The sequence below is a fragment of the Flavobacterium sp. 9AF genome (genome assembly GCF_902506265.1).
Taxonomy (GTDB): domain Bacteria; phylum Bacteroidota; class Bacteroidia; order Flavobacteriales; family Flavobacteriaceae; genus Flavobacterium.
Genome location: NZ_LR733616.1, coordinates 17,536 through 38,928, shown reverse-complemented (window position 1 = coordinate 38,928; position 21,393 = coordinate 17,536). Strand labels below are relative to the sequence as shown.

General features: G+C 29.7%; 20 protein-coding genes and 1 pseudogene. 12 read left to right on the top strand and 9 right to left on the bottom strand.

Annotation, left to right across the window (positions count from 1 at the left end):
• Positions 1 to 263: 263 nt before the first annotated feature.
• Entirely contained in the window at positions 264 to 1,112 is an 849-nt protein-coding gene (locus HALO113_RS18150; RefSeq protein WP_159780556.1) for a DUF5694 domain-containing protein, read from the top strand.
• A 69-nt stretch (positions 1,113 to 1,181) separates the two neighbouring features.
• Here the strand turns inward: HALO113_RS18150 and HALO113_RS18145 are convergent, their stop codons facing one another.
• The 8 genes and pseudogenes from HALO113_RS18145 to HALO113_RS18110 form a co-directional block, all read right to left on the bottom strand.
• Positions 1,182 to 2,930 carry a hypothetical protein gene (locus HALO113_RS18145; protein WP_159780555.1) on the bottom strand — a complete coding sequence of 583 codons (1,749 nt, stop codon included), beginning with the start codon at positions 2,928 to 2,930 and terminating at the stop codon, positions 1,182 to 1,184.
• A gap of 74 nt (positions 2,931 to 3,004) precedes the next feature.
• Positions 3,005 to 3,637 carry a response regulator transcription factor gene (locus HALO113_RS18140; protein ID WP_159780554.1) on the bottom strand — a complete coding sequence of 211 codons (633 nt, stop codon included), beginning with the start codon at positions 3,635 to 3,637 and terminating at the stop codon, positions 3,005 to 3,007.
• Complete coding sequence (locus tag HALO113_RS18135) at positions 3,634 to 4,311, bottom strand: sensor histidine kinase (RefSeq protein ID WP_236554800.1); 678 nt, start codon at positions 4,309 to 4,311, stop codon at positions 3,634 to 3,636. Before HALO113_RS18135 ends, HALO113_RS18140 begins: the two co-directional genes overlap by 4 nt.
• Before the next feature lie 36 nt (positions 4,312 to 4,347).
• Positions 4,348 to 4,983 (bottom strand): annotated as a pseudogene (locus HALO113_RS18130) (7TM diverse intracellular signaling domain-containing protein); the annotation flags it as partial.
• 73 nt (positions 4,984 to 5,056) lie between these two features.
• Entirely contained in the window at positions 5,057 to 6,280 is a 1,224-nt protein-coding gene (locus HALO113_RS18125; protein WP_159780552.1) for a hypothetical protein, read from the bottom strand.
• A 26-nt stretch (positions 6,281 to 6,306) separates the two neighbouring features.
• Complete coding sequence (locus HALO113_RS18120; protein ID WP_159780551.1) at positions 6,307 to 7,089, bottom strand: hypothetical protein; 783 nt, start codon at positions 7,087 to 7,089, stop codon at positions 6,307 to 6,309.
• Between the two features lie 120 nt (positions 7,090 to 7,209).
• Positions 7,210 to 8,118, bottom strand: coding sequence for a patatin family protein (locus HALO113_RS18115; RefSeq protein ID WP_159780550.1), 909 nt, complete (start codon positions 8,116 to 8,118; stop codon positions 7,210 to 7,212).
• On the bottom strand, positions 8,119 to 10,221 hold the full coding sequence (locus tag HALO113_RS18110) for a M1 family metallopeptidase (RefSeq protein ID WP_159780549.1): 2,103 nt from the start codon (positions 10,219 to 10,221) through the stop codon (positions 8,119 to 8,121).
• Positions 10,222 to 10,306: 85 nt separating this feature from the next.
• Between HALO113_RS18110 and HALO113_RS18105 the strand changes: the two genes are divergently transcribed.
• From HALO113_RS18105 to HALO113_RS18090, 4 genes are all read left to right on the top strand, one after another.
• Positions 10,307 to 11,029: a diphthine--ammonia ligase gene (locus HALO113_RS18105; protein WP_159780548.1), complete on the top strand. Its 723-nt coding sequence runs from the start codon at positions 10,307 to 10,309 to the stop codon at positions 11,027 to 11,029.
• 6 nt (positions 11,030 to 11,035) lie between these two features.
• The gene (locus HALO113_RS18100; protein WP_159780547.1) at positions 11,036 to 11,530 is read left to right on the top strand and encodes a hypothetical protein; all 495 of its coding nucleotides are present in this window, start codon (positions 11,036 to 11,038) and stop codon (positions 11,528 to 11,530) included.
• Between the two features lie 2 nt (positions 11,531 to 11,532).
• Positions 11,533 to 12,234 (top strand): aspartyl/asparaginyl beta-hydroxylase domain-containing protein, encoded by a 702-nt coding sequence (locus HALO113_RS18095; protein ID WP_159780546.1) that lies wholly within the window; start codon positions 11,533 to 11,535, stop codon positions 12,232 to 12,234.
• 103 nt (positions 12,235 to 12,337) lie between these two features.
• Positions 12,338 to 12,934 carry a hypothetical protein gene (locus HALO113_RS18090; protein WP_159780545.1) on the top strand — a complete coding sequence of 199 codons (597 nt, stop codon included), beginning with the start codon at positions 12,338 to 12,340 and terminating at the stop codon, positions 12,932 to 12,934.
• 103 nt (positions 12,935 to 13,037) lie between these two features.
• Here the strand turns inward: HALO113_RS18090 and HALO113_RS18085 are convergent, their stop codons facing one another.
• Positions 13,038 to 13,508 carry a hypothetical protein gene (locus HALO113_RS18085; protein ID WP_159780544.1) on the bottom strand — a complete coding sequence of 157 codons (471 nt, stop codon included), beginning with the start codon at positions 13,506 to 13,508 and terminating at the stop codon, positions 13,038 to 13,040.
• Positions 13,509 to 13,759: 251 nt separating this feature from the next.
• On the opposite strand from HALO113_RS18085, the gene HALO113_RS18080 reads away from it, so the two are divergent.
• The 7 genes from HALO113_RS18080 (at position 13,760) to HALO113_RS18050 (ending at position 21,360) form a co-directional block, all read left to right on the top strand.
• Positions 13,760 to 16,297 carry a DUF559 domain-containing protein gene (locus HALO113_RS18080; RefSeq protein WP_159780543.1) on the top strand — a complete coding sequence of 846 codons (2,538 nt, stop codon included), beginning with the start codon at positions 13,760 to 13,762 and terminating at the stop codon, positions 16,295 to 16,297.
• Positions 16,298 to 16,498: 201 nt separating this feature from the next.
• Entirely contained in the window at positions 16,499 to 16,981 is a 483-nt protein-coding gene (locus HALO113_RS18075) for a hypothetical protein (RefSeq protein WP_159780542.1), read from the top strand.
• Between the two features lie 377 nt (positions 16,982 to 17,358).
• Positions 17,359 to 17,877 (top strand): hypothetical protein, encoded by a 519-nt coding sequence (locus tag HALO113_RS18070; protein ID WP_159780541.1) that lies wholly within the window; start codon positions 17,359 to 17,361, stop codon positions 17,875 to 17,877.
• Complete coding sequence (locus tag HALO113_RS18065; protein WP_159780540.1) at positions 17,870 to 18,271, top strand: hypothetical protein; 402 nt, start codon at positions 17,870 to 17,872, stop codon at positions 18,269 to 18,271. The genes HALO113_RS18070 and HALO113_RS18065 overlap by 8 nt, the downstream gene beginning before the upstream one ends.
• 346 nt (positions 18,272 to 18,617) lie before the next feature.
• The gene (locus HALO113_RS18060; RefSeq protein ID WP_159780539.1) at positions 18,618 to 19,202 is read left to right on the top strand and encodes a hypothetical protein; all 585 of its coding nucleotides are present in this window, start codon (positions 18,618 to 18,620) and stop codon (positions 19,200 to 19,202) included.
• A gap of 174 nt (positions 19,203 to 19,376) precedes the next feature.
• The gene (locus tag HALO113_RS18055) at positions 19,377 to 20,024 is read left to right on the top strand and encodes a hypothetical protein (RefSeq protein WP_159780538.1); all 648 of its coding nucleotides are present in this window, start codon (positions 19,377 to 19,379) and stop codon (positions 20,022 to 20,024) included.
• Between the two features lie 652 nt (positions 20,025 to 20,676).
• Positions 20,677 to 21,360 carry a hypothetical protein gene (locus HALO113_RS18050; protein ID WP_159780537.1) on the top strand — a complete coding sequence of 228 codons (684 nt, stop codon included), beginning with the start codon at positions 20,677 to 20,679 and terminating at the stop codon, positions 21,358 to 21,360.
• Positions 21,361 to 21,393: the final 33 nt, after the last annotated feature.

Here is a 21,393-nt window from a genome sequence, read left to right as displayed (position 1 = left end):
ACTAATAATGATGATATTATATTTGATTTCCTTATTAATTTTCATTTTTAAATTAATTAAAGTGTAAAAGTAACATCTTGGGCTAATTTATATTAAAAATAGGACAAACATACATTATTAAAGTACCAAAAACCTATTTTGTAAAACGAATGTTCCTTTTTGCTTTTATTGATTGTTGGTATCAAAAAAACTATAGTTGGTGTAATAAATAATTTTTGGTTTTTTATTTACAATAATCTTGTAGAGAAATTAAAATTAAAATCATGAAAAAACTAATTGTATGTAGTATGGTAATCCTTTTATGTTCTTGCAAAAATAAAAAGATTCAACAAGATAGTTTAACTCCTATTTCTTCTTATTTTCCTAAAGAAAAGGCAAAAGTTTTAGTAGTTGGGACATTTCATTTAGATTATCCAAATCTAGATGCACACAAAACGTCAGATGAAAATAAAATAGATGTCTTAAAAGAACCTAAAAAATCTGAAATAACAGAATTAGTTAATTACATTAAGAAATTTAAACCTACAAAAATTGCTATTGAAGCCTTTCCAAATTTTAATGCAACAGAAAAATTAAAAGAGTATAAATTAGGCAAACATAGAAATGAAAGAGATGAACGTTTTCAATTAGGTATGCGTGTAGCTACTGAACTAAATCTAGACACCATTTATAGTATTGATGCTGATAATGTAGCTAATGATCTTGTAAAGATAGACTCTTCTTATGTTACAGCGCTTTTTAAGGATTATGATTTTTCTAATGATGATCCTTATGAAGGATATTATAAAAAATGGTTAGAGTCAGAAGATAAATTACCAAGAAAAATAAAGATTATAGATTATTTAAAACATATAAATTCTAGAGAATCTCATGAATATGGTTATGGATTATACTTAGTTGGAGATTTTAAACTTGATAATAATAGAGGGGCAGATATTTTAGCCATATGGTGGTACAACAGAAATTTAAGGATTTTTAGAAACATCCAACTTATAGATCAAACCAAAAACGACAGGATTCTAGTTCTAATAGGAAATGGTCATGCTGCAATTTTAAGGCAATTGCTTGAAGCTACTCCAGAATATGATTTTATTGAATTTGATAGTCTATAAATTTTTATAAATCAAAAATCCCGAAATAATTCGGGATTTTCTTTTTCTTTTTCATGTATTCATCAATTATTAATTATCTCTAATTACATGTATAACACCAGTAATTGAATGCGTTACACTAGTTGTTGGGTTAACATAAGTACCACTAAAAGTCATATCGATATATCCACCTACATTTCCAAAATTACTTAAATTAAAAGAAACTGTATTAGTGGTTTGTTGACCTATATAATTAAAATCACCTCCTTCAAGCTGATAAGTAGAAGTTGTATAGATACCTGGAACATTATTATTTCCCCACAAATAAAATCCTCCTGTAGTAGTTCCATTACCTTGAATACTTATAGTTAGTCCATTTGGAGAATAACCCGCGTTAATAGAACCGATTAAATACTTAACTGGGTTGTTATCTATTTGATAAGTAATATATTCTGTTACTGCTGTACAAACTACAAGATTACCTACATTGGTTGTTGGTGATGTAAAAGTATAAGCAATTGTTCCAGAGGTTTGTAAATTTGTATAATCATAAGCTTCTAAAGTAAATGCATCATTAGCACTGCATACGAGTGTATTAAAATCGAAACTTCCATTCGTTACGTTTGAAACCAAAGTTTGATTACCATAATGTAATAATACGTAACCATCTGTAACATTCGAATTATTACATTGAGCTAATGTACCTACAACTGTAGTTTGTTGTACCATACCTGCTGTTAATACTATATTTGGTAAAACAGTATTTGAAGAAAAAGGACCAATTTGTGAAGTATGAATTACATTTCCACAATTATCTAAAATAGTCATTGTCAAGGTTTCATTAGCAGGAACTAAACCACAAATTTCACCATTACTATTGCTAATTCCTGAACGCGGATAGGTTTGATTATTGGGCGTTAATTGTACTTGAACGTTTTCTATTGGTTGATTATTAGGATTCACAATTGTTAAACATAAATTAACCGTAGGAAATTGTGCATCACAATTCCACCATGAAAAATGAGAAACTGTACCAATATATTTATTACCTACTTTAGTAGCAGAACCTTCTTGTACCCAATATCCTGCTTCTTCATCAAAATGCCAAAGTGGAATAACACTAGGTGAAGAAGAAGCTTGAGCAACATCAATAGGTAATTCAATTGAAGCTGAACCTGACAATTGCAATTTTTCACCTCCTGAACCTTGTAATTCAACATTCACCATACCATAGGTTTCTAACACTTTTGCCTCACCATTTGAACTAGACGCTAATAATGAGCCTGGCATTTTTATTTCAATATTTTCGTCAGATGGATCTAAATGATGCATCACAACATTTACAGAACCTAAATAGGCTGATCCATTTTCCTTTTTAAAATTACCATCAAAAATTACTTTAGTACCATTTGCTAACGTTACATTACCTGCGGAACCAGAAGTAACAGTTCCTACAGTTGTAGCTGTTAGTAACATTATTTTTACTTTATTTTCACCAGAAGTAGGCACTACTGTTCTAGAACCTGTCAAATAACCTGATTTTGTTGCTGTTATATAAGCAAAATTAGATTTAACTGAGGCATTTTTAATGAGAAAAACACCATTTACATCCGTTTGTGTGGTAGATGAGCCTATTTTAATTTGTACACTTGATATTGGATTGCCACTTTCATCTACAATTTGACCAATAAAATCTCTTGAAACTGATGCTCCAAAATCATAATTAATGGAACTACTAGGATTTTGATCAGAATCATTAATATCGTCATTATCATCGCAACCTACAAGAAGAAGTGCAATAAAAAAAATGTTAGTTAAAATGAATTTTAAGTTTTTCATGATATATGTTTTTAAAGTTTTATATCCCTATATCCATTTCCCTTAAAATTTGTTACCCCTAAAAAATATTTTTTTTAAATTAATCCTTTTTCAATGGCAATTTTAACTAATCCTGCGGTATTTCTAACATTCAGTTTTTGTATCAAGTTACTTCGATGTGCTTCAATGGCTTTATGAGTAACAAAAAGTTTTTCTGCAATTTCATCGGTTGTAAATTCTTGAACTATTAATTCCAAAACTTCCTTTTCTCTACGAGTGATTTTTGGCAAAAAATCCTGTTTTTTATCTATTCCAATGGTTTCACTTAAAATTTGATTTTTTAATTCCTTGGGTAAAAAAATTTCGTCATCCATAACCATATTTATGGCTTTTATGATTTCTTCTGAAGAGGTGTTTTTTAATAAATACCCTTTGGCACCATTTCGAAGCATTAACCGAACTAAATTAATATCTTCAAAACTGGTCAATGCAATAATTTTGAGATTAGGAACTAATTTTAAAATTTCTTTACACGCTACTGTTCCATTCCCGTCTTTCAGATTAATATCTAACAATAGTACGTTTGGATTATCATGATGTATGTGCTGCAAGGTTTCTTCAATAGAAGTATAAGAAGCTGTTATATGATAGTGCTGATCGTGTTGAAACATGGCTTTTAAGCCTTCAATAATCATGGCATGATCATCCGTTATGGCTATTGAAATCATAATTGTTTGTTTTTTAATGGGATACTAATTAAAATAGTAGTTCCTTGGTTTGAACTTTCTATTTCCATTTTAGCGTTGAGATAATTTACTCTTTTTTCTATATTCATCAGTCCTATTCCTTTGGTTTGCTTATTTTCGTCAAAACCTACTCCATCATCTTCAATCGTAATATTTAAACAATCTTCTAAATTATTACAATACACTAGAATTTCTTTCGCTTTTGCATGTTTAATAGCATTTTGAACTAATTCTTGAACAATTCGATACAAACTAGTTTCTCTATTTTTTGGTAAAACCAATTCTTCTCCAAACCATTGATAATCGATTAATAAAGAAGAATGATTCATTTTATTACAAAATTGTTCCAATGCAACAGATAATCCATATTGTGAAATGGTATAGGGAGTAAGATTGTGAGAAATGGTTCGGACTTGTTCGCAAGTTGTATCTATCATAGCGATACTTTTTTCTAAATTTTCTTTATCAACCTCATTTGCCAATTTCTTTTTAAATGCCATCAGTTGAAATTTAATCGCAGATAAATCGCCATTAATACCATCATGCAAATCTTGAGCAATTCGATTTCTTTCCTTTTCCTCTCCTTCAATAAGGGCATTTAATTTGGTAATTTCAAGTTGGTGCATAGTTTTCAACTGCTCGTTCTTTTGTTTCACACTTTCATCGTTTATCAACTTTATTTTATAGGCCAAGCCTAATGAAAAGCAAATACTTTCAATTATTATACCTGTAAAAAAATAATTAAGAGAATTTGTAATTTCATTATTACCCAAATAAAATAGGTATGTCAATAAAAATGAATACAAAGCGAAAAAAATATAAGCGATTATACCGACTAACAAAAAATATTTGTGTTTATCGGAATATTTTAATGACAATGGGAAAAAATATATAAAAAGAACCAGAATTAAAGGTAAAAAACCGAAAGTAAACGTTTTAAAAAAAATATCGAATAAATTTATATAAATAGAAATAATTGCAAAAATTGAAAAGAATAGTATTACATTGTAAAAAATAATTCTGACTTTTTTGAATACACTAGATTTGTGCTTATGAAAATCAAGAAAATATAAAGCAAAAATAAAATAGAAACTATAAAAAAATACCTGTACTAGCCAATTAAAATGTTTTAAATAAAGTTCTGAAAAGTTTTTATTAAGTACTTCATAAATATATTCATCTTTGGTTAATATATACATGATTAGAAATAAATTATAAAAAACATAATATTTAAAGCTTTTTTCTTTGGTATACCAATAGATACATCCGCTGATAATTGTAAATAATATCAGATAAGACAATGCAGCATACCATAAAAAGAAAAGCATATATCGATTTTAAGTAAAAATAAATAAAATATCATTGTACTCAAGTGAAAATAGCACAATGATATTTATAAAATTAATCCAAGAACCAAATACCATTATTAGGTTCTTCTGAAGAAGAAGCAAAGAGTTTCAGTCCTCCAATAACCCAAATTTTATCTTTAAAAGCGGTTGCTGTATGATCTGATCTATCGTTAAAATTAGCACTTTCTACATTTCTAGTCCAATTAATGCCATCTTTTGAAAACCAAACATCGTTTCGATCAATAGTGGCAAAACCAGCTATTAACCAAATTTTATTATCATAAACCACGAGTTGATGACGAGAACGATTACCAAAGTTAGTCAAAGTGGCTTCTAATTGCCAAGTCGCTCCATTTGTTGAGGTTCTAACTTCATTTCCATTAACCATATACATTTTGTTATTAAAAACCACGGTAGCGTGTTCTTGTTTAAGAGCTATATTAGCATTATTAGTCGCAGGTAACCAAGTAATGCCATCTGTTGAAAACCAAACATCATTTAAAGATTGAGAAGCATTTAAGTGTCCTCCTATCACCCACATTTTATTATCAAAAACAACAGAGGAATGCCCTTGACGAATAGAAAATGAAGCCGCTGGAGTTGCTTGTGTCCAAGTTACACCATCGCTTGAAAACCACACATCATTCTTATTATTAGTATTGTTTGTTTTTCCAGCAATGACCCACATTTTATTATCAAATATTAAAGAGGAATGATTTTTTCTATTTCCAAATGGTGGAGTAGCATTGATTACTGTCCAATTCACGCCATCAGAAGAATTGCGTACGCCATTCCCTTCTCCTCCTAATATCCAAAGTTTGTCTTGAAAAACTACAGTGGTATGTTCATTTAAAAGCGTAAAACCATTTAAACCTAAAGTACCATTTGTTAGGTTTCTTGTTGTAAAATTAAAGACACTACTAGCTTGTGTTTCTGCTCCTAAATTATCTTTGGCTTTAATACTCCAAAATAAATTTTCTGATAAAGGTAATCTTTCTGAAGGAGTGAAAGTAGTTCCGTTAATATTGGATGCTATCGGTTGTAAATCATTTTCTGAAGTCCCTATCAATAAATCATAGGTTACATTAAAACCTTCTGGATCAATTGCAGGTTCCCAAATAAAAGTAGGATTTAAAGCCACGTTTGTTGTCCCATTGTTTATAGCAACTAAATCAAAAATACTTGGATTCTGATTAGGTGTATCGTTTGAATCGTCTTTACTGCAACTTAATAAAATTGAGAGAACAGTTAAGTATAGAATGAGATTATTTTTCATAATTTTTGCTTTACAATTGAACATCTTTATTGCACCTTTAGTAATAAGGTTTTAGTTCCATTTTGACTGGTAATCAACATTTTTCCATTTTCAACATAGTATTTACCCACATCAACGGTCTGGGTTTGTCCATTTTGCGAAGCAGTAATAAATAAATGCTTATTTTGTGTAGACCAACTTACACCTGGTGCTTTATTACCATAGCCAGAAGAGGAACTTCCTGAATAATCACTTCCGCTCATCGTAGCTTGACTTCCTCCATCAGCTATTCCTCCATCGGAATAAAAAATTACCTTTTGCGTAAAACTACCACCAAAAAATCCATCACCTGAACCCGAATTATATAGTTGCTCTTGTTTCCAAACTCCTACTATATTCAAATCCCTCTCTGTACTAGAACTCTTTTGTGTTGTTGCTGTTTTTTGATTCGAGATTACGTTAGTATTTTGACTTCCATTTTTGGTAAATAGCACATTTTGAGTTTGTGCTAAACCTACATTACTAAAATCAAAACTCATATCAATTTGATTGTTTTGTAAGCAACCCGAAACAATAATATTGATTTGCAGACTGTTCTCAACTACATTCCCTTTTAAGCAATTGCCCTCTTTTTTTGCTGTTACTGCATAAGTTTGTTGCTCATCATGCATTGTTCCGACATACGTATCTTTATCTTGTTTTTTTAAAAACAAAGTAATCGTAGCTCCATTGATTTCTCCAGTATAGTTTCCTTCCATTTGTGCTTGTGTTGTATTTTGGCAAGACATAAATAATGTCGACATCCATAAACATAAAATTTGTGTTCTCATATTGAATAGCATTTATAACTATTGCAAGTTGAGAAAACTAATAAAGCCATAGAATAGGAATAAACCTAGATTTGAAAATCTAGGGTTTTCCCTATATTGTGAAATAAAATAGAAAAGGAGTTATTCTTCTTCAGGAATTTCCTGTGTATCAATTTCTTTAGTTTTAGCATATTCGTAACCAATTTTCCACCATTCTAACATTTGTTTTTTATTGAAAACCAAGGAATTTGTAGTTAATAATGTGGGTGTAAAATAGAAATTGATGGTTGCGTTATTTAATTTTGCTTCGTATTTTCCAATTTTAATATTTTGATATTCAATACGATCCATCATAAAAGCAAAAAGATTACTTAATAATCCAAAAGGACCACGAGCAGGTAATCTGTTATATAAATTGGTTTCACTTTGCAAAATGATAGCATCTACATGGGTAGCTCCTCTTTTAATAGCTTCCTCGATTGGAATCATCGAAGCAAAACCACCATCAGCATATTCAAAATTATTTTTCCTTACCAAAGACATAAAAGGTATATAATTACATGAAATCCAAACCCAATCGCAAAAATCGTCATAACTAAAATCATTTATGGATTTGTATTCGACAATGTTTAAAGACAAATTGGAAACCGTAACAATAATTTCTTTAGGGCCATTTTTTAGTACTTCAAATTCTTCTTCTGTAAATACTTTACGAATCAATTTTTTTAAATTTTTACTCTCACCAAACGTTTTGGATCCTTTAAAAAAATTTCTTATAACGTTCAAATGGTTAATCGCTATAGTATCTTCACCATATTTTTTTTTTATAATAAACGGACAATTACTAAAAATACTATTTTGGTTTACTGAAGTATATATTTCTTTGATTTTTTCTACTTTTTGCAATGCTAAATGAGAAACTAATAAACTACCCGTAGAAGTTCCAAGATACAAATCATAATCTTTGTGCAGATCTTCAATTAAATATTGTGCTACGCCTCCAGCAAAGGCTCCTTTGCTTCCTCCTCCTGATATAACTAGTGCTCTCATTTATGCTGTTTCCTTTAAAAAGTAATCAATTCTTTCTTTTTGGATTTCATTTGATCGATTCCTTAAAAGTATAAATTTTTCTCTAATCTCTTCATTTGAAATTAAAACTCTAATGTTATCCTTAGCAAATTTTACAAACTGCCATTTATGATGTAATGAAGCATCAATCAATTGTTCTAGAACTACATCTGATATTTTTCCAAGTTTAATCAACGTTTCTAATGCAGGTTCGCGCACAGAAGCTTCATAAGGCAATTGCGTATAGGTTTCTAATTCTTGTATAGCTTTTTCTCTCGCTACTGCATGATCATTGGAACCTACAATGGCTAATGTTAAATGGGCTAATTTTAAATTGTAATTCAATCCCATCCAATCTTTAGACATCGCAACTAAACGGTCTCTATCAGCTTCAAAATTAGTCCATAATCGAAATAAAGCAATCTCTTTAGTAATGTAAGAGGGATCATTTAATAGCGTTTCAAAATCATTTTTAAAAGATAAAGGTATGCGAGATAGTACTTCTGCAACGGCTTGTCTAACTTTAGTATCATTTGTGGCTAAAGCTAATTTTAAGATGTCCAATTGCTGTGCTTCTGTCAAGTTTTGCGTTTCATACACGATTTCTTGTTTCACTGTATAATACACCTTGGATTGAATCATGGTTTTAAATTTGTCAAACAAAGCTTCATTCGATAAATGTTTGTTAGTTTTTCCAAATTCTACCAATTGATTAACCGATTCGTTTTGTACCAAATAACCAATCGCTTCTTCTAAATTAAATGTGGGATTTTCTAACCAATTCTTTTTAAAGGAAACCACATCATAACGAGATACTTTCTGAATTTCTGCTAAAAAATCATCCGTAGTTACATTTTTAAAAGCATACTTTTTCAAATAATTTTGAACCGCTTTTTTAAAGTTTTTCTCACCAACATTCGTTCTTAAAACATGTAATGCCCAAGCGCCTTTTTTGTAAAAAGTTAACGAACTCGCCTTTTCGTTTAAAATAGGAATGCTATCATAGGAATTGGCTTGCTTTAATTCCAATGCCGATTGGTACAACTGATTGTAAAAATAATCGTCGCCAAAAACATTTCTTTCCGCTAATAAAGCATAATATGTAGCAAAGCCTTCTTGTAACCAATGGTGTTTGCTTTCCTTTGCTGTAATTAAATCACCAAACCATTGGTGTGCCAATTCGTGGGCGTTTACATTTAAATAGTTTTTGTCATTGAAACCAATGGAATCTACTACAAAATCTTGTGAGAAAATCGTGGAAGTGGTATTTTCCATTCCTGCGTATAGAAAATCTCTCACTGGAACTTGTCGGTACACTTCCCAAGGGTACTTCACTCCTATTTCTTTTTCTAAAAATTCAAACATTTGTTTGGAATATCTAAAAGTAGTTTCAAATTTTGAAACATCTTTTTTATCCAAATAGAATTCTAATGTAGTTCCTGATTTTGTCCTTGTGGTTTGTTTTTCAAAGTTACCAATGGCAAGCATAACTAAATAGGAAGACATAGGTTTATGCATTTTGTAGTACCAAACCTTATTATCTGAAGACAAAGGAGGATATTCTCCTATAGAAGTAAGTATTCCATTTGATAAAACTTCAAAATCCTTATCAAATTCAACTGTAAGATTAAAAATCACCTTTTCATTTACATCATCAAAACTGGGCAACCAATGACTGGTATTTTTACCTTGACCTTGTGTCCAAATCTGAGCAGTAAAATTGTCAGATTGAGCGGAGTCAAAATCTCCAGTAAAATATAAAGTTTGTTTGGGTTTTGCTTCATAAGTAAACGAAACAGTATTTTTTCCTTTGGTAAAACCTTCAAAAAGTAACAATTCTTTACCAGAATTTTTATAGGCAACTTCTTTATTATTGATGATAACATTTTTAAAATCAATACGAACAGCGTCCATTCTAATCGTATCTATCGCACTTAAAACCTCAAAGGTATAAGTTACTTTTCCTTTTATTGTTTTTTCAGAAAAATCTAGTTGCACCAAAGCATCACATTGTATAAAATCTACTTTTCTGGTTTGTTGGGCTACCAACGAAAAAGTAAAGAATAAGATATAGAAGTATTTCATGATTGGGATTAATTGTTTCAAATTTACAAAGCTTAGTGCAATAATGTATCGATTTTTGTAAGTTTACACTATAATTATACCAAAATTGAAAAAGAAAGCTATTTTTAACTGGAGCAGTGGCAAAGATTCGGCCTTAACTTTATATAAAATCCTTCAAGAAAACGAATACGAAATTGAAACCTTGCTTACGAGTGTAAATTCGCAATACCAACGCATTTCGATGCATGGCGTGCGTATTGAACTATTGGAAAAGCAAGCCGAGCTTATTGGTTTACCCTTAACCAAAATGATGATTCCAGAAATGCCAACCATGGAAATCTATGATGATGTGATGCGTAAGACGTTGCTAGAATTTAAAGAAAAAGGAATTGCATATTCTATTTTTGGAGATATTTTCTTAGAAGATTTACGAAAATATAGAGAAGATAAATTGGCTTTGGCTAACTTTAAAGGAGTATTTCCTTTATGGAAAAAAGATACGAAAGCTCTAATTCAGGAATTTCTTAATCTGGGTTTTAAAACGATTATTGTTTGTGTCAACGAAAAATACTTAGGCAAAGAATTTGTAGGTCGCGTTATCGATGAAAATTTCATCAATGATTTACCTCCTAATGTAGATCCTTGCGGTGAAAACGGAGAATTTCATACCTTTACATTTGACGGTCCTATTTTTTCAAAACCTGTTCCTTTTGAATTAGGTGAAATTGTATATCGAAAATATGAACCAACGAATTCTTCTTCAAACGATGTTTGTAAAACGGAAGATTCACCATATACTTATGGGTTTTGGTATTGTGATTTAATGTAAACAATTATGGAAGCTACTCTTGAAAAAATTACTTCTTTTTTGTCTGAAATAGGTATTCCTCTTTTGGAAAAAGAACTTACAAATGATACTTTTTTACCTGGTTTAGCCCTTTCCAATAAAGGTATTGAGATAGATTATAGTAAATTACTATATCCTGGTGATATTTTACATGAAGCCGGACATTTAGCGGTTACCACCGCTGAAGAACGGGAAAAAATTGGTACCCCAAATATGCCACAAGAATGGCCGACACAAGGAGATGAAATTGGCGCAATGCTTTGGTCCTATGCTGCAGCCATTCATTTGGAAATTCCGCTCGATGTTGTTTTTCATTCCAATGGTTACAAAGGAAGTTCGGAATGGTTGATTCAATCCTACAAAGAAAATAATTTCATTGGCTTACCCTTATTAGAATGGTTGGGTTTAACCTACGGACCCGAAAAAGCAGTAGAAAATAATGGAAAACCTTTTCCTCACATGATACAATGGATTCGAAAATAGTCATGGAAAATTTAATCAAACATATTCGATTCCCTTTTACATTCAATGTTGAGAAATTACAACAAGAAGTACAAACCATACTCTCTCAAAAATGGATCAATCATTACAATACTAATGATTATGAAGGTGAATGGTCCTCTATTGCACTGCTATCTCAAGGTGGAAAATCTGAGAATATCAACGCAATAACCATAGGAGATGAAAAAGTGAGTTATACAGAAATAATGGCTTCTTGTTCCTATCTCAAAGAAATTATCGATTCCTTTTTATTTGAAAAAACTACGGTGAGACTCTTACGTTTAGCAGCTGGTGCTTACATTAAACCACATACTGATAATTGTTTGGGTTATGAGGATGGGGTTTTCAGGATCCATATTCCAGTAATTACCAATCCAAATGTTGAATTTATTTTGGATAATGAACGTTTGATCATGAAAGAAGGAGAATGTTGGTATATCGATGCTAATTTCACGCATTCTGTAGCCAATAAAGGAAAGCATGATCGTATACATTTAGTGATAGATGGTATTCGAAATGAATGGACAGATACCTTATTTTTTAAAGAAGCCAATGCGGAACAATTTATAAAACCCGAACCCCAACTTTCTTTAGCGGAAAAAAAACTACTTATTGCACAACTTAAAACGATGAAAACACCAGTAGCTGAAGAATTAATTAAAAAAATAAGTAAGGAAATAGAGTAAAATTGGGGGAAAACACGTATTTAAAAACCTCTTTTTCCCTTACCTTTTTTTCTAATTAGTAAGCCATCTTTGTAGTATCAATACAACTATAAATACTATAATTATGTTTGAAAATTTAGATGTTCTAAAAATTCTAGGATACGGTATGACTGGCTTTAGCTTTCTACTGGTATTGCTTACTTTTTTTCTGTTAAGAGCAGAACAAAATAAAACCCAACAACCAAGACCTTTAATCATCAAAATGATTTGGCGATTTATGTTAATGACTATTTTTATGGTGGTTTTAAATGGTTTTATATCACTTCCACTGTTTAATCAGAATATGAGATTGCAAAAAAGTGTAACTCAACTTTCCAATAGCAACAATGAAGAAATTACCAAAGAAATTACACAAAATACAGATGAAATAGAAGATTTAATTACAAATTCAAAAACAAATGAAGATTCTATTCGAAATGCCATGCAGGAAATTATAGACAAACAAAATAAAGCTTTAGATAGTATTAAAGCTACACTAACCATAGCTCATACTGATAAAGATAGAATTACAAAAATTGAAAACTTAAAAAAAGAAATGGCTATCAATTATCAGGTGCTAATTAATCCTAACATTGACAAAAACACAAAAATGAAAGCCAATCAAAATCTAAAAACATTAAATCTCGATTTAAAGAGAATTGCCATAGCCTCTAATAAATAAAATAAATCCAGATTTTCAATAAAAATCTGGATTTTCTATCATTTAGTTGGCAAAAAACTATCTATAAAATTTTCTAAATGATATTTCTCAAAAAAAACTGATATTAATTTTTATACAATAAATTATGATTTATAAAACGATAAGGCACTTGAAAATTATTCCATAAAGAGCCAGTCAATACCAAAATCATTCCAACAATCGTAATCCATTCGGGTAAATCAAAAACCAACTTACTCGGAATCATGATGGAAAAACCGACTAAACTAATTATAAAAGGACCATACCCTCTACTCGGTATTTTCCGAAACAATAACCCTAAGTGTACTGCTAAAAAAACAATAAGAACAGGTAAAAACCAATTCATATATGGAATTTCAGCTATACCAATACTACCTAACATACTCATATATACTGCCCAACAAATTGGACATTTTGGAAAAAAAGCGATAAGAATACTTAAAATAAAACTGGGAATAGATCCTATAGCTCTTTTTAAAGTATTTGTTTTTACTTCTGGCTGATTATGACAAGCAGAAGTATTACAATTACAAGTTACTTTTTTATTGGTTTCCATAATGCCATATTTGTCTTTAGAAACATGAAAATTTTACTTTTATAAAAGTAAGGCATCTAAAAAAATCTCATATAGGTAATTTTACCTGTTTTTTAATAAATTTATATAAAATCTCTATTTCGTTTTTTTAAATTATACTTTATCTTCGCTTTTGAATATAGAATTTAGAAACCAAAAGTCAGAAAGCCAAATTTTAATCTCTTTGAAGTTTATATTGAATTTGATTTTTGATATTGACATTGTCATTACGCATGAATTTATTAGAAACACCTATTGAATATTTAAAAGGAGTGGGTCCCAATCGAGGCGATTTACTTCGAAAGGAACTCAATATTCATAAATATGGTGATTTAATTCATTTGTTTCCAAATCGTTATATCGACCGAACACGCTATTTTAAAATCAATCAACTACAAAACAACAACTCTGAAGTACAAATTATTGGAAAAATCATCCATATTAAAACGGTAGAACAAAAAAGAGGCAAACGCTTAGTGGCTACCTTTATTGATGATACAGGTGAAATGGAATTGGTTTGGTTCCAAGGTCATAAATGGATTCGGGAAGGTTTAAAACTGAACGAAGTTTATGTCATTTTTGGTAAAGTCACACAGTTTGGTAGTACCTTTAACATGGCACATCCTGAAATGGAAATAATTGCTGAACACAAAGCAAGTTTACGATCGGCTATGCAACCCGTTTATCCAAGTACTGAAAAACTAGCCAACAAAGGCATTTCAAATCGAGTGATTAACAAACTCATGCAACAACTCTTTATTGAAACGCATGTGCTTTTTTCTGAAACTTTACCCAATTATTTACTTGACGAATTAAAATTACTTTCTAAAAAAGAAGCTTTATTTAATATTCACTTTCCGAAAAACCAGGATTTATTATCCCAAGCGCAATTCCGATTGAAATTTGAAGAATTATTTTTCATTCAATTGCAATTGATTACTAAAAATCTCATTCGTAAGCATAAAATTAAAGGACTGCCTTTTAAAACTATTGGAGAAAATTTCACCCATTTTTACAACCATCATCTCCCTTTTGATTTAACCAATGCACAAAAAAGAGTCATTAAAGAAATACGTAACGACTTAGGAAGCAATGCTCAAATGAATCGTTTGCTACAAGGTGATGTAGGTTCGGGAAAGACAATTGTGGCTTTACTTTGTATGCTTATGGCTAAAGATAACGGGTTTCAAAGTTGTTTGATGGCTCCTACTGAAATTTTAGCAACCCAACATTACATTGGTTTAACCGAATTAGCGAAAAACTTAAATATCAACATTCAAATTTTAACTGGATCAACCAAAACAAAAGAGCGTAAAGTAATTCATGAAGCGCTCGAAAATGGTTCTTTGGACATTCTTATTGGTACACATGCGTTACTAGAAGATAAAGTGGTTTTTAATAACCTTGGTTTAGCCATTATAGATGAACAACATCGTTTTGGAGTAGAACAACGTAGTAAATTATGGAAAAAAGGGAGCCTACCTCAATCCTTCCAAAGGAAGGAAGTAGAAAAAGTGCTACAAAAGTACCAAACTGCTAGACCCTCAGCTTATGCATTATTAAAAGAAAGAAAAATTAACAATAAAAAGAAAGCTACACAAGCTGAATCTATACTTTGGGAATTTTTGAGAAATAAAAAATTAAATTATAAATTTAGACGACAACATATTATAGATATTTTTATTGTTGACTTCGTCAATCTTGAAAAGAATTTGATTATAGAAGTTGATGGTGGTTATCATCAATTACAAGAGCAAAAAGAAGCTGATGAATTAAGAACAGAAATATTAAATGAATTAGGATTCAAAGTAATTAGATTTACTAATGAAGAAGTAATTGGAAATACTACAGCTGTTTTAAATAAAATTGAACACGTATTGCAAAGCCTCCCTTCTGGGGAGGTTGGTGGGGCCACTATTCCACCGCATATTTTAGTCATGACCGCTACGCCTATTCCACGTACACTTGCCATGAGTTTGTATGGAGATTTAGATATTTCGGTTATTGATGAATTGCCTGCGGGTCGAAAACCCATTCAAACGGTACATCGTTATGATAGTAATCGCTTGAAAGTATGGCGTTTTTTAAAAGACGAAATAGCTAAAGGCAGACAAGTCTATATTGTATATCCATTAATTCAAGAATCAGAAAAAATGGATTACAAAGATTTGATGGATGGTTATGAAAGCATTTCAAGAGATTTTCCTTTGCCTCAGTATTCCATTTCTATTGTTCATGGTCAAATGAAACCTGAAGAGAAAGAAGAAGAAATGCGTCGATTTGCAGCAGGTAAAACCAATATCATGGTGGCTACAACGGTAATTGAAGTGGGTGTTAACGTTCCTAACGCATCCGTTATGGTAATTGAAAGTGCAGAACGCTTTGGATTGTCTCAGTTGCATCAGTTACGTGGTCGCGTGGGTCGTGGTGCCGAACAAAGTTATTGTATTTTGATGACCGGTTTTAAGCTAAGTGAAGATAGCAAAACACGTATAGAAACGATGGTGCGTACCAATGACGGATTTGAAATTTCTGAAGTGGATTTAAAATTACGCGGTCCTGGTGATATTATGGGAAAACAGCAAAGTGGTGTTTTAAATTTACAAATTGCTGATATTGTAAAAGACAAAGAAATTCTACAATTGGCCCGACATAAAGCAATCCAACTTCTAAAAGAGGATGCAGCGATGGAAAAACCAGTTCATGAGGCACTCCGAAAAGCCTTTATAGAAGTGAGCAAAAAGAAAAACATCTGGAACTATATCAGTTAATGTTGGTATATTAAAATAAAAACAAGCCTATCTACCTGTTGTAAATATAAAGGAGTTACTTTAGATTTGTAAGTGTAAAAAAATAAACATAAGAATTAAAGAGCCGAAAGAAGAAATACAAATTTTAAAAGATACAATGGTAGAAAAATAGTCGTAAAAACAAAACCATTTGCTAACAAACAATTGACTGGAATTAAAAAAATGACAGAATATAAAATTGAAAAAACAAAAGACAAATTAATTATTAATTTTTATTATAATTATAATCAACTTGTTTTACCTTCATTTATCTCATTAATTATTTTAATTATGCTAATTTATGCTATGCAATTTTTAGTATTCAATAGCACAAACATTGTTTATTTAGTCATCCTTTTTTTGATAATCTCATATATATCTTTCAATTCTTACTTTGAATGGAAAAAAAACAAGCTAAATGAATTCGAATTATTGGAAGAAAATTTATATATCAATCGCGAATTATTCTTACCAAAATACCAAGTAAAAAATATTTTCATAGAATATTGTACCAATAGTTATGAATCTGGTTGGACAATATATTTGGAAAATTTTTTAGGCAACAAAAAGCATATTATTAAAAAACAACTTACCGAAAAAGATGCAAATGAAATTGCAAACATAATTTCAGAGTTTTTAAAAATAAAAGTTCAAAAAAATAATTAAAACTAAACCCCGCTAGCGCGGATTTACTTCGTCAATCCGGCTAAAGCCTCGAGTGCAATCCGTTTCCAAATCCCTTGATAACGTAACTTTATTTCATCAATTCATCTAATTACGCACAATTGGTGTAAGAAGAAAAACATTTGGAATTATATTAGTTAATTAAACCTCTAAAATTTCAAGTTTGTTGAAATCTTTGAAAAACTGAAAGTAAACCAAATTCACATGAAAGGTTAAAATTGATTTATGATAAGCTATTGAATAAAGAAAAGTCCCATCTAAGACATATTTTATTTTTTAAAAACATTTACTAACTCCTTATTATTCAAAGAAATATTTATACTATTTTTACGTTATTACTTTACCAATGTAATTATATAATGAAAAAATACAATTTTATCCGTACCAATAAAAAAATAACTTATTTAATTTTATTATTTTGCATTTCATTTGGCTATTCTCAAGAAAAAAGAAAAGCCTTTACACTTCAAATTGCTGCTGATAAAGAACATTATTATAAAGCCGAAATTCCAGAATCGCCATACTTTGTTAAAGATAAAATTTTGCAAATCTACTGTGGAGAAAAAATCCTAATTGAATGCGAAATTAAATCGGATACCATTGCTTCAATGAAATTTGTTTCAAAAAATACGCATCCAGAAAAAACAATTGAAATCAATTTTACGCAAAGCACAGAAAATACAGATAATATAATCACTATGCTAGAAGTGGTTAATCCATTTGATAAAAAACTTATATATGAAGCAATCATGTTCACACCCATAAAACAACAATGGCAACCAACAAGTATTATACCCATACAACCAAAACTAACTAATTTCGAAACTTGGCCACATGGAATTGTAACTCTAGTTCTAGAAAATTGGCATTTTGAATAGTAATATCTATATGAATGCTAATGTCAAAATAAAACTACTTATCATTTTACTCATTTTCACATCATTATTTGGTTATTTAGAATGGGGCAACAATCAACATGTCTTTATTTATAAAAGTGAATTAGATATCTTTAAAAAATTAATACAAAATCCAAAACAAGTAGCTCATCCATTCATCCTATTACCGCTTTTGGGGCAACTCCTACTCTTTTTTAGTCTATTTCAAAAGAAACTTCATAAAAAAATGCTGTATCTTGGAATTGGATGTATTAGTTTATTATTTATCTTCTTGTTCCTCATTGGTTTATTAAGTATGAAATTGAAAATTATTCTGGGTGCTTTACCCTTTTTAATAATATCTTTCATTACAATTCGATTGATAAAGAAACAATAATATGCAGTAGTAAGCTTTAGTTATAATATTAGAATACTAACATACAAGACTATTTATACTTCCATTTAAACAAAATTTAAAACGATACAAACAAATAAAATACCTGTAGTAAATGTAAAAGAGTTTCTTTAGATTTGTAAGTATAAAAGTTAGAAACTTAAGGATAATATCGCTAATTTTAAGTGTATTGAGCTTATTTTGTCAGACTTATATATAAATTAGCGACAATTTTACAAAACCAAAAGAAATCAACGATTTTATGAAACAAATTAAAATATCTCTATTGTTTTTTTTCTTGATTCTTTTGAGTTGTCAAAACAATTCTAAAAAGAACTCAAAGATTGTTATGACTTCAAAAAAACAAATCGACTCTGTTAAATTTCCCGAAACGGTTTATATAATTTCAGATAAAAAATATTTAGATAGTGTTTTTAAATGTGAAAATAATAAGTTTATTTCTGAACTTGAAGAAATACCAAATAGAAATTCAAATGCTTATAAAATAACAATAACTTCAAAAAACGGACAAAATAAAATAACGAAATTGTTAGACACACCTCCTAGAATGTCACATATTAATTATTGCAATGAATTATATACTGTTGTTGGCTTTCCTTGTGGCGGACCTTGTTATTCTCGAGTTTTTATTTTTACAGACAAAAATAGACCAAACGAACAATATTCTTATTCACAAAAAATTGAAAACAATCAAAATATAATTGCTTATATAAAAGATGAAGTATTTGAGAAATTAATTATACATAACTTTTTGAATAGTAAAGAACTAATTGTTGATATTTCAGATAGCAATATGTGGAATTATGGACAGATGGATTCAATCCTTGTTAAGAAAAATAATCTTATCCTTTATTATGAATGTGACAACAAAAAGAATAAAATAAAAACAATCGATTTGAAAACTATACTTTAAAATAAAAACTGGCACTAACAGCTACTACAACTGATTTGGACAATTGGCTTAATAGAAAATAGGCTTGTATTTGAAATGATTTGGTAAATCCGAAAATAGGGGTTAATTTAGTCACAACCCTGCTATAGTAGCAAAACGTTGTCAACTATTAACTAAACTCTTCTGAAATATTTAATGAAATATTTTTTAAAAATAGCAATTCTAATAATAGCATTTACATTTTTTAGCTGTAAGAAAGAAGTTGTTATTCAAGAAAATCAAAAAGTTTCAAATTTCGATCTAGACAATGAAGTAGGTTTTATTAGATTTAAGTTTATAAATAACTCTTTCGCAGGACAAACTGAATTAAGTAAAAACAGAAAAACCGAATTTGGAAAATATGCTAAATTTAATGACGGAGAAACAAGTAGATACAAAATTGGAATTTGGAAAGAATATTATGAAAATGGCCAAATAAAAGAAGAAGGAAAATATTTGATTGGAAGATATGTGCAATGTTGTTTATCTGGACCTTGCTTGAGATACTATAATTATAAAGTTGGTAAATGGAAATACTATTACCAAAATGGAATTTTAGAATTAGAAGGTAATTATAAAATAAAGAAATTGTGGATTGACACGAATTGTAGTGGAGACTATATCAAATACGGAGTTCTTGATTCTGAAACTAAATTTTATGACCACTCAGGCAATCGAATAAAGAAAGATATTGATAGTCTAAAATTAAAGTATGAAAAGGAATATACCTATACTCATCCAGGAATGTATTTAATAACATCAAAAGAAATTGATAGCATAATTTCAATTGGATTTGATAAATAATAATAACGACTTACAATAACCGTAACTGTTACACAACTTCAATTTTCTTCAAACAACTTCAAAAAACATAAAACTCAGCCTCATTCAAAGCCATTTAAAAGAGGTTCCTTTTTGGTTTCAAATTCAAATGAAATCCTAAAAGAAGTTGACATCTTTCAAAATAATATATTAATTCTTCATCTTTTAAGCTCCCAAGTGCTGTAGGAACAATCCCTTTTTGCAACTACGCGATTTTAATCTATTGGTAAGACAAACTAAAATATGTAATTGTTAAAAAATCATTTAAAAAATCATAGTACTTTGCTATAAAACATTTTTTACAATAGCTTCCTATAGTATGTTGTCTTAAAAAAAATATTTCATAGCAGTATCCTATAGTAACTTACTATAAAAACAAACTATCGATATATAATCCTATAGCATTATGTCTATTTGTATTTTAATAACAAACTAATCCGTTACATATATATAATAAAAGTATTCAACACTTCCCTATTCCTATAGTTAATGTATTACATACAAAATAGGTTGTATTATTTCCATTAAACTTTTTAAAAAAATATAAAAAATTATATTTTTTTTAAGATTATCACTACAAAAATGGCATATCGTTTGATTTTTACATCCTATCAATTAATTAAAATATAGAATTATGAAAGCAACAACAGCAAACATGGAAAACACAAAACCTACAAAAAAAGGCAATGTTCCTAATGCCGATCTTAATTTTGGCAATGTAGTAACAACCGTAAGTGCAAAATGGCTTACTAATAATTGGCTTACTTTACATTGGTTAACGGCAACTCAATTTCAAACTGATGCTATAAATTATAACGCTACTTTAGAAGCTAGGTTACAAACAGGTGCAACAAGACCCCAACTAACACAATCTTTAAAAGCCTTAGACAAAACAATAGATAATGCCTTGTCTTATGTAAAAGGGTATATTATTGATAAATATAAAAAAGAAAATGCTACTAGTTATTATGCCGCTTTTGGCATTGAATATAAAGGCAAAAAATATGTTTTCCCATCTGATCAAAATAAACGCATTGCCGCATTAAAATTAATGATTGATTCCTTAGCTATTCATGGTTTTGAAAATAAAGAATATGGAGTTGCGTTTTGGACTCCTTTACTAGAACAATATTCGTTATTTGTTAAAGAAGCGACAAAAACAGATGGACAAGTGGCTATAAAAGTAGGTGATAAAAATGCTTTAAAAGAAAATTTAAAAAAAGGTTTAAATGCCATAGTATATACCTTAAAAGCCAATTATCCCGATTCTTATAAGCAAGAATTAAGAGATTGGGGTTTTCAAAAAGAAAAATATTAATCACCGTGTAATCATATTTGTATCAATCCTATT